This is a genomic window from Pseudomonas mandelii, assembly GCF_002251635.1.
In the GTDB taxonomy this organism is placed as follows: Bacteria; Pseudomonadota; Gammaproteobacteria; order Pseudomonadales; family Pseudomonadaceae; genus Aquipseudomonas; species Aquipseudomonas mandelii_B.
Map to the genome: position 1 here is coordinate 1 of NZ_NMOJ01000087.1, position 16,020 is coordinate 16,020.

11 protein-coding genes and 1 pseudogene are annotated in these 16,020 nt (G+C 58.4%); 5 read left to right on the forward strand and 7 right to left on the reverse strand.

From position 1 onward, the window contains the following. Positions 1-36 precede the first annotated feature (36 nt). Positions 37-1,338: an HAAAP family serine/threonine permease gene (locus B7L09_RS12265; RefSeq protein WP_094469040.1), complete on the forward strand. Its 1,302-nt coding sequence runs from the start codon at positions 37-39 to the stop codon at positions 1,336-1,338. A gap of 216 nt (positions 1,339-1,554) precedes the next feature. Next, positions 1,555-1,872, forward strand: coding sequence for a DUF3509 domain-containing protein (locus tag B7L09_RS12270; RefSeq protein WP_094469041.1), 318 nt, complete (start codon positions 1,555-1,557; stop codon positions 1,870-1,872). Here the strand turns inward: B7L09_RS12270 and B7L09_RS12275 are convergent. Beyond that, positions 1,869-2,369: a phosphate-starvation-inducible protein PsiE gene (locus B7L09_RS12275; RefSeq protein WP_094469042.1), complete on the reverse strand. Its 501-nt coding sequence runs from the start codon at positions 2,367-2,369 to the stop codon at positions 1,869-1,871. The two genes, B7L09_RS12270 and B7L09_RS12275, sit on opposite strands and share 4 nt — an antisense overlap. A 346-nt stretch (positions 2,370-2,715) precedes the next feature. Here B7L09_RS12275 and B7L09_RS12280 point away from each other — a divergent pair. After that, a pseudogene (locus tag B7L09_RS12280) lies at positions 2,716-2,955 on the forward strand (YebG family protein); the annotation flags it as partial. Positions 2,956-3,130: 175 nt separating this feature from the next. Here B7L09_RS12280 and B7L09_RS12285 read toward each other — a convergent pair. Continuing rightward, positions 3,131-4,150: a Glu/Leu/Phe/Val dehydrogenase family protein gene (locus B7L09_RS12285; RefSeq protein WP_094469044.1), complete on the reverse strand. Its 1,020-nt coding sequence runs from the start codon at positions 4,148-4,150 to the stop codon at positions 3,131-3,133. Positions 4,151-4,333: 183 nt separating this feature from the next. Between B7L09_RS12285 and B7L09_RS12290 the strand changes: the two genes are divergently transcribed. Next, positions 4,334-5,137, forward strand: a complete 804-nt coding sequence (locus tag B7L09_RS12290; RefSeq protein WP_094469045.1) for a SirB1 family protein — start codon at positions 4,334-4,336, stop codon at positions 5,135-5,137. A 113-nt stretch (positions 5,138-5,250) separates the two neighbouring features. On the opposite strand, the gene maiA is transcribed toward B7L09_RS12290, so the two are convergent. The 3 genes from maiA to hmgA all read right to left on the reverse strand — a co-directional run bounded on the left by maiA (position 5,251) and on the right by hmgA (position 8,517). Further along, positions 5,251-5,892, reverse strand: a complete 642-nt coding sequence (gene maiA / locus B7L09_RS12295; RefSeq protein WP_094469046.1) for a maleylacetoacetate isomerase — start codon at positions 5,890-5,892, stop codon at positions 5,251-5,253. A 12-nt stretch (positions 5,893-5,904) separates the two neighbouring features. After that, positions 5,905-7,209, reverse strand: a complete 1,305-nt coding sequence (gene fahA / locus B7L09_RS12300) for a fumarylacetoacetase (protein WP_094469047.1) — start codon at positions 7,207-7,209, stop codon at positions 5,905-5,907. A 3-nt stretch (positions 7,210-7,212) separates the two neighbouring features. After that, positions 7,213-8,517 carry a homogentisate 1,2-dioxygenase gene (gene hmgA / locus B7L09_RS12305; protein ID WP_094469048.1) on the reverse strand — a complete coding sequence of 435 codons (1,305 nt, stop codon included), beginning with the start codon at positions 8,515-8,517 and terminating at the stop codon, positions 7,213-7,215. Positions 8,518-8,682: 165 nt separating this feature from the next. Here hmgA and B7L09_RS12310 point away from each other — a divergent pair, with 165 nt between their 5' ends. Continuing rightward, a complete protein-coding gene (locus B7L09_RS12310) occupies positions 8,683-9,486 on the forward strand; it encodes an IclR family transcriptional regulator (RefSeq protein WP_094469049.1) in 804 nt (267 codons plus the stop codon). Between the two features lie 52 nt (positions 9,487-9,538). Here the strand turns inward: B7L09_RS12310 and B7L09_RS12315 are convergent, their stop codons facing one another. Next, positions 9,539-13,036, reverse strand: coding sequence for a dermonecrotic toxin domain-containing protein (locus B7L09_RS12315; RefSeq protein ID WP_094469050.1), 3,498 nt, complete (start codon positions 13,034-13,036; stop codon positions 9,539-9,541). Positions 13,037-13,429: 393 nt separating this feature from the next. After that, positions 13,430-15,985: a LuxR C-terminal-related transcriptional regulator gene (locus B7L09_RS12320; protein ID WP_094469051.1), complete on the reverse strand. Its 2,556-nt coding sequence runs from the start codon at positions 15,983-15,985 to the stop codon at positions 13,430-13,432. Between the last annotated feature and the right edge of the window lie 35 nt (positions 15,986-16,020).

A 16,020-nucleotide genomic window follows, 5' to 3' on the forward strand; every position in this document is an offset into this window, starting at 1 on the left:
CGTGAGCCCGCGCAAAAACAATAACGAGGCCAAACGATGACCGATGTACGTACACCTGCTGCCGAAAATCCCGCTGTAGACCTGACACGCAATAGCGAAATAACCCACAAGGGCTGGACCAAACACGACACCACCTGGATGCTNGGCCTCTACGGCACGGCCATCGGCGCCGGCACGCTGTTCCTGCCAATCAACGCCGGCGTAGGCGGTTTCTGGCCGCTGCTGATCCTGGCGGTGCTGGCATTCCCCATGACCTATTTCGCTCACCGGGGACTGACCCGCTTCGTGCTGTCCGGCCGCTCGGGAGACATCACCGAAGTCGTGGAAGAACACTTCGGCATCGGCGCCGGCAAGCTGATCACCCTGCTCTACTTCTTCGCCATCTTCCCGATCCTGCTGGTGTACAGCGTGGCGCTGACCAACACCNTGAGCAGCTTCATGGAACACCAACTGCACATCGCCCCGCCGCCGCGNGCGATCCTGTCGCTGGTGCTGATTCTCGGTCTGATGGCGATCGTGCGCTGCGGCCAGGGCGTCATCGTCAAATGCATGAGTGTGCTGGTTTACCCGTTCGTCGCGGCGTTGCTGCTGCTCGGCGTCAGCCTGATCCCGAACTGGAACGGCGCGTTNTTCGCCTCGGCCAGCGAAGGCATGCCGTTACCGCTGTTCTTCAAGACCCTGTGGCTGGCGATCCCGGTGATGGTGTTCTCCTTCAACCACTCACCGATCATTTCCGCGTTCGCCGTTGACCAGAAACAGCGGTACGGCGCCCAGGCCGAGCGCAAAAGCAGCGGCATCCTCGCCACTGCCCACGGCATGATGGTGCTGACGGTGATGTTCTTCTGCTTCAGTTGCGTGCTGGCCCTGTCGCCAGCTGACTTGGCCGCCGCCAAGGCGCAGAACATTTCGATCCTGTCGTACCTGGCCAACCACTTCCAGACCCCGGTGATCGCCTACGCCGCGCCGTTGATCGCGCTGGTGGCCATTACCAAATCCTTCCTCGGCCACTACATCGGCGCCAGCGAAGGCTTTCAGGGCTTGATCGTGAAAAGCCTGCGCGGCCGTGGTCGCGTGATGTCGGCGAGCTGGCTGAACCGCATCACGGCGCTGTTCATGATTCTCAGCTGCTGGGCCGTGGCGACCTTCAACCCGAGCATCCTCGGCATGATCGAAACCCTCGGCGGGCCGATCATCGCGTGCCTGCTGTTCCTGATGCCGATGTACGCGATTCGCCGCGTGCCGGCCTTGCGCCAGTACTCTGGCCAGGCGTCGAACGTGTTCGTGGTGTTGATCGGTTTGATTGCACTGTCTGCGATCATCTACTCGTTCATGCCCTGAAACGGGCAGGCAAAAAGAAGGCGGGCCTCGGTGCCCGCCTCTTTTTTGCCGTGAACATTGTTCGACAATTTTTCCGGCATGGCCCTTGCTTCATCACCTGAGAGGCAAAAGGACTTTTGAAAACCTCAGCGAGCGGCTTGCCGATGGTCCGGTAACGCGAACCAACCCGATCATGGCCGGTCAACAACTGCACGTTCAATCAGGCGGTGACGCATCATGGACAACCCTTTTCAGCTCATTACCGATGCCTTTGCAGCGGATTATCAGATCAACCTGAGCATTCAGGGTCTGGACGGCAGCATCATGCTGACCCTCTCCAACAGCGGCCATGTGGTTGCCAAGCGGGTGATCAGCGCCGAACAACGCAATGACCCCAAGCGCCTCAAGCGCCTGGTGCAAAGCATTCAGTTCGGCATCGCCATCGAACAGGGCCACAGCGCCGTGGCCATCCTCGAAGCCATGACCGATGGCGACAATCGCAACCTGCCGCCACCCCAGGCCAAAACCCGGCCCCGCCCGACCATGGGCCTTTAAATCTCGCCCTTCTCGACTTCGGGATGCTCACCGGAACCCGTACCGATCTTGCGTTGCGGGTGTTCGATCTTCACCGAAGGGAATTGCGACGAAGCGTAACGCACCACCAGAATCGAGAACGCCAACAGCAGAATGCCGCCACACAGGTAGATGATGCCGATGTCAGGCGGATTGTGGTGCGACACGTTGGAAATCAGCAGGCGCGTCAGCGCAGTGATCGCCACGTAGATCAGGAAGCGCACCGGCATGTGGTTGGTCTTGAAGTAAATCCCGACCATCGCGCCCAGTTCCAGGTAGATGAACAGCAGCAAGATGTCATCAATCTTGATGTGCCCGGTCTCCAGCATCCCCAGAAACTCCATCACCGCTGCCCAGGCGGTCACCGCACCAATGGCGAACAGCGCCAGGTAATGGAACGTCTCGACGAACAGATTGCCCAGCGACTCGGCCAGCCCATGGACTTGCCGGCGCAGCTTTTCGGCCCAGTTGATTTTCACGATGATGCTTCCTTAGGTCGGCTCGACCGGATGATGCGGTTTTGACGTGACGGTTGTTCTGCATGCAGAAAAAAGGCCAGGGGCGCCTGCCACATGATGGCGAGATGCTCTAAAACGCGCTCCGTGGCGTTTGGTCGCACCTGTGGGAGCTAGCCTGCTAGNNTGGTCGCACCTGTGGGAGCTAGCCTGCTAGCGATGGGCGCGCCACGGTTTAAATGACAAACCCTCATTTCGGTCTACATTAAAAAGCCACTACCCAAAGCGCAGGGATTNGCTTACTCTTTTAGCTGTATATAAATACAGTAGTCGAAAAAGACAACTATCGTGAAGGCATGTGAGGTGGTAAATGGCCGTCGAAGTGGTATACCGCAGCAGCCGAGATCTGGAGCGTTTGTTCATGGATAAAGCCGAAGCTGACCGTCATGACAAAATGCTTGAACTCGCTGAGTTGCTGGCAGAAGTGTTGCAGAAAGCCGTTCCGTCCCTGAGCGAGCAGCAGGTGGAAGAAGCCGGGATCTACATGGCGAAGAACCGCGATGTGTTCGCCAAGGCATTCAAGAGCCAGCCGGATGCGTTGTCCGAACTGCTGAATGCGCCGGTTGAAGTGGTTGAAAAGGTTGAACCGGTCGAAGAGGGTGAAGCCGCTGCGCCGACCAAGCCAGCCAAAGCCGCCAAGACAACGAAGTAAACAATGCCCGAATTGAATAGGCCCTGAGTCGAATGGCTCAGGGCCTTTTTCATGTCTGCAGTAAAGCAGTGGCTCAGCGGTACAGTACTTTTTCCGCCAACTCGTCCGCCACCCGTGCCGGAGAGCGTTTTTCCGCTTGGGCATGGGCGAAGACTTCGGTCAGCCGCGAGGCGATTTTCGACAGGTGGGCGGTAATGGTCGTGAGCTCTTCGCCACGGTGTTTGAGTGAAACGTAGATCAGCCCGCCGGAATTGATCACGTAATCCGGCGCATACAAAATGCCCCGCCGCTCCAGTTGATCGGCGACTTCCAGATGGGTCAGCTGATTGTTCGCAGAACCGGCCACTGCCGAGCAGCGCAGTTGCGTCACGCTGTGGCTGTTGAGCACACCGCCCAGGCCGCAGGGCGCGAGAATGTCGCACGGCGTACTGAGCAACGCGTCATTGGCGATCGGGTGAGCACCCAGTTGCTCCATCGCCAATTGCACCTTGCCGTGATCAATGTCGCTGACCAGCAGTTCAGCGCCAGCGGCGTGCAGCTGTTCGGCCAAGGCATAACCGACGTTGCCCAAACCTTGAATGGCCACTCGCAGGCCTTCGAGGTTGTCNCTGCCCAGGCGGGCCATGGCGGCGGCACGGATGCCGGTGAACACGCCCATGGCAGCATGGGGCGCGGGGTCGCCCGCCGAGGTGGTGCTGGTGACGTGCTGGGTCTGTTGGGCGATGCAATCCATGTCCGCCACCGAGGTGCCGCTGTCGATCGCGGTAATGTAGCGCCCGTCGAGCTGATTGATGCAGCGGCCGAAAGCTTCAAACAACGCCGCGCGATTCTCCACATGCACCGGTCGGACAATCACCGCCACCCCGCCGCCCTGGGCCAGGCCGGCCAGCGCCGCTTTGTAACTCATGCCCTGCGCCAGGCGAATGGCATCCTCCACCGCAGATTCGTCGCTGGGATAGGCAAGGTAACGACATCCCCCCAGGGCGGGCCCCAGACGGCTGTTATGAATGGCGATGACCGCCTTCAGCCCGGTGACCGCGTCGACGCTCAGGTGCAGCGACTCAAGGCGGGTGCTGTGCATAAGCGCNAACATCGTAGGGCTCCCGAATCACTTCTTGTAGTCGCCAGTATAGGCTTGCGCGCAAAATTTGCAGAAGCGCACCGGAATAAGCGGCGCCGCATTGCAGGCTTTCAGGCATAACCTGCTACCGCATGTGTGCGGTACTGGACGAATGTCGGCGACCGGGCTAAAACGAGGCATTGCCCGGAGATTTCGATGACGCCGCGCCAACGTTTTTTTGATTGCCTGCAACGATCACCACCCGCGCTGATCGAGGCCGCGCTGTGGATGGCGGCCGAGCACGACAAAGAGGTGAATCCCGAAAAAGTACTGGCTGAATTCCAGGACCTGCAACAGCGGGTGAGCTATGGCTTGCCGATGCTACCGGTGANCGAACTCGGCCAGCCGCTGCTGCGGCGCATGAATGACTTGGGGTTCGCCCAGGATGACTTCACCCCGCTGCGCCCGGCGGCGGCCNTGCTCAACAAAGTGCTGGAACTCAGGCGCGGCCAGCCACTGTCCCTGGGGCTGATCGCACTGGAGTTGGCCAAACGCCTGGAGATCCCTTTGGTCGGGGTCAATTTCCCGGGCCATTTCCTGCTGCGGGTACCCGGCGCCGANCATCTGCTGGACCCCTGCGGTGGGCGCCGCTTGTACCCCAACGATTGCCGTGAACTGCTGCAACGCCAGTACGGCCCGAACATGCAACTCAACGCCGAGCATATGCTGACCGCCGACCCGGTGCAGATGCTGCAACGGCTGTCGCGCAACCTGCGCCAGCTGCACCTTTCCCACGATGACTACATCGGGGCCTTGATCGACGCTGAACGCGTGCTGGAACTGGGCAACGCCANCGCCGCCGATTACCTGGCCCGGGCCAGCCTCTATCAACGGCTGGACTGCCCGAACGCCGAGCGTTTCGACCTGGAGCATGCGCTGCTGCTCAGTGATGACCCGATCCAGCGGATTCGCCTGACTGAACGCCTGGGCCACCTCCCGCCCAATTCCATCGTCCATTAATCACAGATCCCCTGTGCGAGCGGGCTTGCCCGCGATAGCGGCGTATCAGCCAAATGAATGTCGACTGATACACCCTCATCGCGGGCAAGCCCGCTCCCACAGGGGTGGAGTTGTCAGGTTTTAGGGGTGTCTGACTGGTTCGCCGGATGGGCCTTGATGAACGCGGGATGCTGCGCCGCCAACGTCGCCACTCGGCGAATCCGTGGATACGCTTCGAGTGAGATGTTGAACCGCTCGGCTGCGTACAGTTGAGGTATCAGATAGACGTCCGCCAGACCTGGCTCCGGCCCAAAGCAATAACCCTCCTCCCCGATCAACTGCTCCACCGTCGCCAGCCCCTGGCTGATCCAGTGCCCGATCCACTCCACCACCTGCGGTTCATCGTGGCCCAACTGCCGCAACCTGTTGAGTACGCTGACGTTATGCAGCGGATGCACGTCGCAGCCGATCACCGCCGCAACGCCACGCTCATGAGCGCGCGCGACCAGGTCTTTGGACAGCAGCGGCGCCTGTGGATAACGTTCGTCCAGGTACTCGATGATCGCTGGCGACTGAATCAACAGGTCACCTTCATCGGTGCGCAAGGCCGGCACGCGGCCTTGTGGGTTGATGGCCAGATACGGCGCTTGCCGATGCTCGCCACCTGGCGGCGCGATCAGGTTGACCGGCAGTGCCTGGTAATCCAGGCCCTTCAGCGCCAACGCGATGCGCACCCGGTACGACGACGTCGAACGGTAGTAGGTATAAAGCTCCATGACCCNNCCCTCTTAGCGCGCCGCGACCACAGTGCCACGGCACTCGCCGAAGCCGATGGAGGCAAACCCTTCGCGGCTGCACCGGGCGCGCAGGATGATTTCGTCGCCGTCTTCGAGGAACTTGCGCACCTCGCCGGAGGCCAGTTCAATCGGCTTTTTGCCGCCTTCGGTGATTTCCAGCAGACTGCCGAATTGCCCCGGTTGCGGGCCGGACAAGGTGCCCGAACCGAACAGGTCACCGGCCTGCAACTGGCAGCCGTTGACGCTGTGGTGTGCAACCATTTGTGCCACGGTCCAGTACATGTGCTGGGTGTTNCTCANNGTCAGGCGATGGGCCGGCAGTTGTTGCTCGCGCAGACCTTCGGTGAGCAACAGCACTTCCAGCTCGATATCGAAAGCGCCTGCGGCTTGATCGCGCGTGTCGAACAGATACGGCAGCGGCTGCGGGTCGCCTTCAGGGCGCGCCGGTTGAGCACGGCGGAACGGTNCCAGCGCTTCGGCCGTCACCACCCACGGCGAGATGCTGGTGATAAAGCTTTTGGACAGGAACGGGCCCAGTGGCTGGTATTCCCAAGCCTGGATATCCCGCGCCGACCAGTCGTTGAGCAGGCAGAAACCGGCGATATGCTCGGCGGCGTCACCAATCGCAATCGAGTCGCCCATGGCATTGCCCTGGCCGATCCAGATGCCCAGCTCCAATTCGTAATCCAGGCGTGCGCAGGGGCCGAAGGTTGGCTCGGTCTGGCCGGCGGGCAGCGTCTGGCCTTTGGGCCGGCGTACATCCGTGCCCGACGGGCGAATGGTCGAGGCGCGGCCGTGATAACCGATTGGCACGTACTTGTAGTTCGGCAGCAATGGGTTGTCGGGACGGAACAGTTTGCCGACGTTTTGCGCGTGTTCAATGCCGACATAGAAGTCGGTGTAATCGCTGATTTTCGCCGGCAGGTGCATCTCGCAATTCGCCGCCAGAGGCAGCAGTTTTGCGCCTTGGGCTTCGATCTTGCCGTGCAGGGTGCTGCCTTCAGCGAACAGTTCCAGCAGTCGTTCGCGCAGAGCCACGCGAGCCTCACGGCCCAGCTCGAAAAACGCATTGAGCAGGCCGCCACGGGTGGCTTCCACGGCGGTTTTCGCGAGGCCATCGAACAGGCCAGCGTCCAGTGCCGCTTCCAGATCAAAAATGTGTTCGCCAATGGCCACACCGCTGCGCGGTGCCGAACCCTTCACGCTGAACACGCCCAGCGGCAGGTTTTGCAGAGGGAAATCGGCGTGGCCGTTGGCGGAAGAAACCCAGCTACGAGTGATGGAAGTCTGAGTCATGGGTTATCTCCGGTTCGGGTTGAAGGTGGCGGGCAGCGAGGCCCAGCACGCGTCGTAAGTGTTTTGCAGTTGCGGGCATTCCAGGGCGAACTGTGTGGGGCGCAGCACTTGGCTGGTCTCGAACATGAAGGCCATGGTGTTATCAATCTTGTGCGGCGCCAGTTCCACATTGATGGCCTTGGTGCACGTCTCGCCGTCCGGACCATGGGCACTCATGCAACTGTGCAGCGACGCACCACCGGGCAGGAAGCCTTCGGCCTTGGCGTCGTACTCGCCCTTGATCAGGCCCATGTATTCGTTCATCAGGTTGCGGTGGAACCACGGCGGCCGGAAGGTGTTCTCGGCCACCATCCAGCGCGGCGGGAAAATCACGAAGTCGAGGTTGGCCAGGCCATGTACGCTGGTGGGCGAGGTCAACACGGTGAAGATCGACGGGTCCGGGTGATCGAAACTGACGGTGCCAATGGTATTGAAGCGGCGCAGGTCGTATTTGTACGGCACGTTATTGCCGTGCCAGGCGACCACGTTCAGGGGCGAATGGTCCAGCTCACAGNCCCACAACTGGCCGAGGAATTTCTGTACCAGGGTGGTCGGTTGCTTGAGGTTTTCGTAATGCGCGACGGGTGTCAGGAAGTCTCGCGCATTGGCCAGACCGTTGCTGCCGATAGGCCCCAGGTCCGGCAGGCGCAGCGGCGCGCCGTGGTTTTCGGCGACGTAGCCGCGCGCTTGGGCGTCAAGCAGTTCGACGCGGAATTTCAGACCGCGCGGCAGCACGGCGATTTCCAGCGGCTCCAGGTCCAGCACGCCCAGTTCGGTGGCGATGCGCAGGCGACCCTGCTCGGGTACCAGCAACAGTTCNCCGTCGGCGTTGAAGAACACTCGTTCCATGGAACGGTTGGCGCGGTAGTTATAGATGCTGATGCCAGAGGGTTTGTCCGCGCCCGAGTTGGCGGCCATGCTCACCAGCCCGTCGATGAAGTCGGTCGGCTCGGTCGGGATGTCCAACGGGTTCCAGCGCAGGCGATTGGGGGTCACTTCACCCAACGGACCACCGGCCAGTTGCCGCTCCAGCTTGACGAACGCCGGATGATTGGCCGACGGCTGAATGCGGTACATCCAGGTGCGTCGCGCTTCGCTGCGGGCCATGGTGAACGCGGTGCCGGAGAACAGTTCGGTGTAGAGGCCGTAAGGGGCTTTTTGCGGGGAGTTCTGGCCGACGGGCAATGCGCCGGGCAACGCTTCACTGCTGAATTCGTTGCCGAAGCCTGACTGATAAGCCAGCGCTGGCGCCGTTGAATCGAGGTTCATGGAGCCTCCTGAACAGGGAGTAGGCAATGGCCTGTCGCTCTGCTGCAGAGGTCTCGGCACGCCTGGGTTATTTTTATCGTAATTCGATTACGCATAACGTAATTTGATTGGTATTGACCGTCAAGCTATAAAGACGCCCATTCGTCCCGGGATCACATCGCCTCCATGGAAAAGCCCCGCGACACCGGTAAACAGAAAGTCCGCTCGGCCGAAGTGGGCACCGATATCCTCAAGGCCCTCGCCGAACTGTCCCCGGCCACCTCGCTGTCGCGCCTGGCCGAACACGTGCAGATGCCGGCGAGCAAGGTCCATCGCTATTTGCAGGCACTGATCGCCTCGGGGTTTGCCGAACAGAACACCGCCACCAACCACTATGGCCTGGGCCGTGAAGCCTTGCGCGTGGGCCTGGCGGCGCTGGGCAGCATGGATGTGTTGAAAGTCGGCGCCCTGCCCCTGGCGGAGCTGCGCGATGAACTGAATGANACCTGCTTTTTGGCGGTGTGGGGCAACCAGGGCGCGACCGTGGTGCACATCGAGCCGGCGGTGCGCGCTATCACGGTGGTGACGCAGTTGGGTTCGGTCTTGCCGCTGCTCAGCTCGTCCACTGGNCTGGTATTTGGCGCTTATCTACCGAAACGGGAAACCGTGGACTTGCGAGATCAGGAACTGCACAAGGCCACGGACCACGTCCTGGCGGACGATCAAACCTATGCGGCCTTGTGCGAACAGATCCGCGAACGCGGCCTGCATCATGTGCATGGGTTGTTGATGCCGGGAGTGGACGCCTTGTCGGCACCGGTATTCAACGCCGTAGGGAATGTGGCGGCGGTCTTGACCATTGTCGGCCCGACCTCATTGTTTCAAGCTGACGAAAACGGCCCGGCAGCGCAGCGATTGCTGGCGGCGACGCGGGCCGTGAGTTGGCGGATGGGGTATGAGACACCGCCGAGGTCCGAAGACCGGAACTGATCAGCTCCGATCATTCATCCTCTGGTTATCACCTTGATGTGCGTCCCGACTGTCAACCGATCACGCGGGTCGTACTCTCGGGGGTCCAGTGCGGCACAGCCACCGCAGTGACATAACTGATTCCAACCGGAACGCCCGTGACGGCCGAGAGCACGTCAGTCAGATCCCTGATCGTGGATAGCAGGCCAAGTGCAGAGGCCGCCGTTCCTACCGAGGCGACCTTACCCAGGTACATGAGGATTGCCCCGCGCCATGCGGCAGCAAAATGCGCATTGGCGCCTGCAGAATCGCCATGGCTGGATGCAATGATGCCTTGCACGATCGAATGACTGATCTTCAACACGCTGACGGCGAAACCCACCGGCGGGACAAAGATCGAGATCACATCCAATGCCACTTCGAGAAGAATCTTTGTCTCCTGCCAGAACGCTTCGACTGGCGAGGTGGTCAGGACATCCAGATCATCAAGTGCGCGATTAATCAGGTTTTCGTATTCGGCCTTGAAGTTGTAAACCGGATTGGTGCCGCCCAACCCCGGTACTGGCAACGAACCTCGTGGGTCGCGGGACTTGCTGATGTAAGCGCCGACCCTGTCCCGCCCACGCAACCCGGCCAGACTCCGAAGATGCTCGCCCAAAATACGATCGTTCTCGATAGCCTTGGATAAATCACCGACCCAGATAAACGCCTTGCCGGGCGAATTGGGGATATAGGCAAACTTCACATGCCCTTCACCAAAAACGTATCCCCCCGCGATGCGCGCACCTTCAAGCCAGAATTCATAAACCCCTTCGCCAGGCTCACTGCCAGGAGAAACACCATCTGGTGTCCTTGTGTCTCGGTCCAGCCCCTTGATCGACGCTATCAGCCACTCATAATGCCCCGACGGCAACGTGCCATTGAGCTTTTGCGTCAGCGCCGCCCTGGACATCTCATTTTTCTTGAGTTCCCGGTACAGGTTTGCCCGCAAATCAATATCCGACTTCCACAGAAAGTTTGATTTCAAATAATGGCTGTAATGCTCGCCGGGCATCAGGTCGATAAGCTTGTTGAGCGTACTGGAATTCAGCTCAGTCATTGGCTTGCCCGTGTCTTTCCACCAGAACTCAGACACCCGGATACTGTCTCTGAGCGTACTCGATCCAGGCAGCACGATTTTCTCGAACACATTGGTATCGCTGCGCCACAGATGCCAATTGATAAATAGCTGTGTCAGCGTCATTGCGCCTTTGTGGAATTTCACCATGACTTGATCAGGATCGATTTGGCGATCGCCCGTGCGGCCCAAATGTTCATTTAACCGACTCATGACCAATTCACGAGAAAACTTTTGAAAGCCCTCAATATGAAACTTGTCTTTTGACGCGTTATAAATGGCCTTGAAGTCTGTGGTCAAACGATTGAAAAGCTGGCGATCAGAGAGAGAGGCATTTCGGTACCAATGGGGCGTGACAGCCCTTTCTTCGGCGTCTTCCCAGTCAAGGACACTTTGAATACTGCCCTTTAACTCATCGCTTTCAACCCAGGCAACAAGATTGACCTGATCCCACCATGCTCGGCCCTGAATCCTCTCCCTCGGCTCACCACGCGGCCATTCCTTGCCGAAGACTTCATGCTCCAGATTACGTCGATCACTTTCATGCACTTGGGTTCGAAGGTAGGTACGTCCCTCTTCTTCAAGTGCCCACAACCCTATATACCGTTGCAGACTGTCCAGATCGGAGAATTCGTACCAGTCTTTATCCGTCGGGGAGCCGGGTGCATAAAGCACGTAAGCTTTGAGATTCAGGTCTCCTCCTTTCCTCCGGTAGACAATGAGATCCTTCAAGGGCTTGAAGTTATAGAAAGCTCTTAATGCGATACCAGACGCTTCAATAGAGGGATCGCCAAAGTTGTAGCGCTGAACAATATCCTGCGCAGTCGAGGTGATGTATTTTTGCAAGATGGCGCCGAACAGGGTCAAAGCCGTCTTTCGACCCAGCACTTCCCGCATCGCTTCCTTGACGTTCTGCTGGCCATACACCCGCTGTCGCGCGGGGCCATACGCCAGACGCAGGTCCAGCGTTTCAATGGCGCGCATGATGTTTTCAGGCGTCAGCCTGGCGAGGTCATAGTTCTTCTCCAGCGTAATCGTGTAACGCCCTGCCCGATCATGTGCCCCATACATGAACGCCTGGGTCAGCGTTTTCCGCTCAATGTGTTCTATGCGTTTGCCATCCGCCATCCTGACCGAGTGCTGAATATTCACAAACACCGTGTCAGGATCGATTCGTTCGTCGGTTCCCGGCGAGATGAATGCCTCTACTGCCTGTCGGGCATAAGCTGTAAGAGTCGCCACATCTTTGGTCAATTCATGAAGCTGAATCTGGCTTGCCAGCAGGTTCTTCTCCAGACCGACATAAAGCTCCTGATTGGTGACATAGGCTTTTTTAAACCACTCGGGCCGGGCATTCGCCAGCATCGCTTTGATCAAGAACACATTTCGCGCATTTTCAGAATGTACAAGTGCATCCATGGACAGAACAGAGTCCAGCGGTTTCCACGCCGCCTCGGTATGCGCGCCGACGGTCACTAATTTTCGTACTTGATAGACGACATCACGACTTTGCCTCGCCAGCAGGCCGTTATTGCAATGGTCAAACAGATCTTCAAGGATTCTCGCGTAACGAATCGCTGGAGCACTCGATACCAGAGCTCGCTCGTCCTCCGACAGGCCCTGCAAAAGCTCGGCACGGGTCGACGCATTGGACAACCGTTGTTGCAACGTTTTATGAAGTGCACTCACGGTGCTGAACTTTTCGAATCCACCGAACGGCGAATAAAGAACAACCTCTTGACTGCCTGCTGGATTCAGCTCATTTGCAACAGCGCCGGAAAGAGAAATAACAAAGGTGGATGCCAGCGTCGCAAAACCTCCCTTTTGTTTTTCAACAGAGACGGCATAGCAGGAACTTGGCAGTCCCGAACCGATTAAACCATTGATGGTCGCGACATCGGCTTTGGACATCAGGTTCTCGCTGCCCGCCAGGTCCAGCTCGCGCCAGAAAAGTCGCGCCTGAAGCAGGCGAAACTCCTGTTTAGGCGACGGCAAAGGACGATTTCTACTATCAACCTGATAGGACACGCTCCAATACTTACCTAATTCAGAACTGCATTTCTCAGGCAGTTTTTGCATCAGTTCGGCGATCATTTTTCCGACGCTTACCACATCCAGATATTTCAGCCTGAAGGTTTCAGTGCCGACTTTATCCAGCTCATACATCCCGTATTTATCAGCAGTGTACTGGGGTGGCCTGCCGCGCTTTAAGCACTCAAAAAACACATCTAGCAGATTGCCAGTGGGTTCTGCAGATATTGGACTTACACCCGAGCGAAGATTAATAAAACGCCGCGCTATAGAGGCGCCTGAGTCTATCTTCTGCAACTCGTCTACCAGGCCAACATGAAGAATCGTCTTGAACGAAGGAATTTTTCTGAGTGCTTCAAGCAAATTGTTACGTGCTTCACGCACTTGGTCCAGCATTGCATTTGCTGCTTGTTCGTCTTGCATTTCCAACCTCATTTAGTTTGATCACAAAAACGGCACGTTGCTGCCGACTAACTTGAGATCAAACTAAAACAGACAGAACCATTATTAAAAACTCAAAACGTTTTTCAATAATTGTACAAGCAACTTAAACACAGAAAAAACACATAAAGAAAAAAACGAAATACATGATCCAACATCTTCTACAACAAAGCCGCGCACTCAGCCACTGCGGGCCTGACACTGCAAAGACCGCCCCACCCCTAACGTTTAATCAATCATTAAAACACCCGCTCTTACATATAAGATGAAACATCTCCCACCGAAAACTTTTCCAATCCGAAGAAACTTCAAAGCAGAACCGGCCATTCGTGCTCCGTGAGCGCTCATACTCACTAGCAAACAGTCTTGCACTCTTCAATCCAATAAACCGACACTCTTGGCTTTCGCAACCGCCTGAGTCCGACGCTCCACGCCCAACTTTCCGTGAATTCTCCGCGCATGTGTTTTTACCGTATGCAAGGAGATAAACAACTGCTCGGCTATTTGTTGATTCGAATTGCCCAGAGCAATCAGCCTGAGCACTTCCACTTCACGCTGACTGAGTGGATTGATTTCACTTACCAATGGATTTTTTTCCGAGCGATCCCAAGTCACCTCCAATACAGGCAGAAGATCAGGCTTTCGCAATTGCAACTCAACGAGCGCCTGGCGAAGCCCATGGTGCTCAGAAAGATTCAATCCTTTACGCAACCAACCCCGGGCGCCGGCCATGTCACCGTTCTGCCACGCGACTTCGGCTGCGGCGAACAGCAATTCGACCTCCAGCGCCAGCATGCCCGCGAGCTGCGATTGTTCGAGTGCCTGGGCGAAATGGCTCAGCGGGTCCTGGGCCTGGTGCAGATCGACCTTTGCCAACACCAACAGATAATCGATCCGCGCGATCAACATCAGGGTTGCGGGAGGCGCCTGCCGTGCATGCGGGCCACGATAGTGGCGCAGTACGCGACTGAGCGCCTCATGGGCCAGTTCCGGGCGACCCTGCTGAAGCCAGAATTGACTGCTGATCTGCAACAACACACCGCGGTAAACGGTGTCGGGAATCTGCCGTTGCTGCATCAAGCGCTCGGCATCGCGAAGATGGACAAAAGCTTGGGCATAGTCGCGCTGATTGGCCGCCACCTGCGCCAAACCGAGCAAACCGTAAAGCGCCCGTTTGTCGTGGTTGCGCAAACAGATACACAGCCCCGCTTCGAAATACTCGGCAGCCTGCGTATCCAGGCCCTGGCACAAACTCAAGCGTCCACGGTGCAAGGCAATCCGCCCAAGCAGAGGCTCGGCGATCCGCTGCTGTTGAGTGAGTATGCCCTCAACGTTGGCGAGCAAATGGTCGGCTCGTTGAGGAGCCCCACGTTGCTCCAGCAATTGCGCATGATCGAGTTCCAGCAGCCCTTCGAAAACCAGCGAGCCTTGAGCCCGCGCCAGGCACAACGCATCGCGGTTTATCGCCTGCGCCACTTCGAGCTCACTCCTGAGCAAGGCCTGTTGCGTCAAACCCGACAGGCACATCAAGCGCACGGGCCAGAGGTCAGGACCGAGCACCGTCAACGCGTCGAGAAAATGCGCGCGTGCCCCCTCCATGCGACCCTGCAAATGCAGGAGCCACCCTTGCTGGGCCTGCCAGCGCGCAATCAATTGCTGCTGAAGGAGCGCCGACGGCATAGGTGTGAATCGTGACAACTGCTCGATGCAATCGGCGGCTTGCTCAAACCGCCCGGCAAACAACGACGCCGCCGTGATTAACCCGACCAGTTGCGGCGAACCGAACATCAGCGCGTCGCCTTGTTGCTCGTACAACCGCAACAACAGCACGACCGTTTGCTCCTCGAACAAATGCTCGAAACTGAAATGCTGCAACAGGCTCACCGCCACTTCGTACTCTTCGGCCAGCAAGGCCTGTTCAAACGCGGCTTGCCAGTCGCGCTCACCGGCGAACCACTGACAGGCGCGGCGATGCCAGGAACGTCCGGCCGGCCATTGTTCATCGCGCATCAATTGCGTGAGTGGAGGGAAGATCTGCAGCCAGTCGGCGGAGTCCTGCCAGGGCTCGATAAAGCACCCCAGTTCCTGCAACGTCTTCAGGCATTGCGCGCCCTCCCCTGCGCCAAACAGGTGATCGCACAGCCGTGCGTTGAAGCGTGGCAAATGCGCGAGTACCCGCCAGGCTTCCGTCAACTCCGGGGTCAGGCTGGTAAACAGTTCGTGTTCGAGGTAATCGAGCAAAGTGTCAGGTCGGCTGTGATGCGGGTCGTTGCGCGACCAGTCGCATTTTTGCAGCAGCGCAATGCGTACACCGGCGCACCAGCCGCCACTGCGCTGGATAATCTTGCTGGCGGCGGTGCTGGCATCGGCCGGTTTCAGGTGGCGCAACAGCGAGGCAATCTCAGTTTGATTGAAGGCCAGCGTACCGCGCTCGCATTCGTACAATTCATCATCGAGCAGCAACCGCGGCCAGTTGCATTGCGGGCGACGGCGGGCGCCCAGCCACCAGGTCAGCGCCGGGCTGCTGACGGCCAGCATGCGATCCAGCAGTTGATCGAGCTCCGGGTTCGGAACGCGGCAATAGTCATCGAGAAACAGCCAGGTCGGCGCCTGCAATCGAGCCAGCGCGCCGAGCATCGCCGGCTCTTCTGACGAAGCCAGCCCCAGCGCTTCTGCCACACGCTGACGAAAATCCGCCGTGCTCATCGCTATGCCAGATAACGGCAACCAGCACACCCGGCATGACGGCGGCGCCTGCAACAGGCAGTCGGCAAGCAGCGCGGTCTTGCCACTACCGGCGGGCGCGCAGAGTAATTTCACCCGGGAGGTGGACGCCAGCAAGGGCCCGGTCAATCGATCACGTGACAGGTGATGAGAGGACAGACGGGGCAGGAATCCAGAACGGTCAAGACACGGGGTCATGGCGGTCATTGCGGCGTGCCTATTTATAATTGTCCGGCAACCCT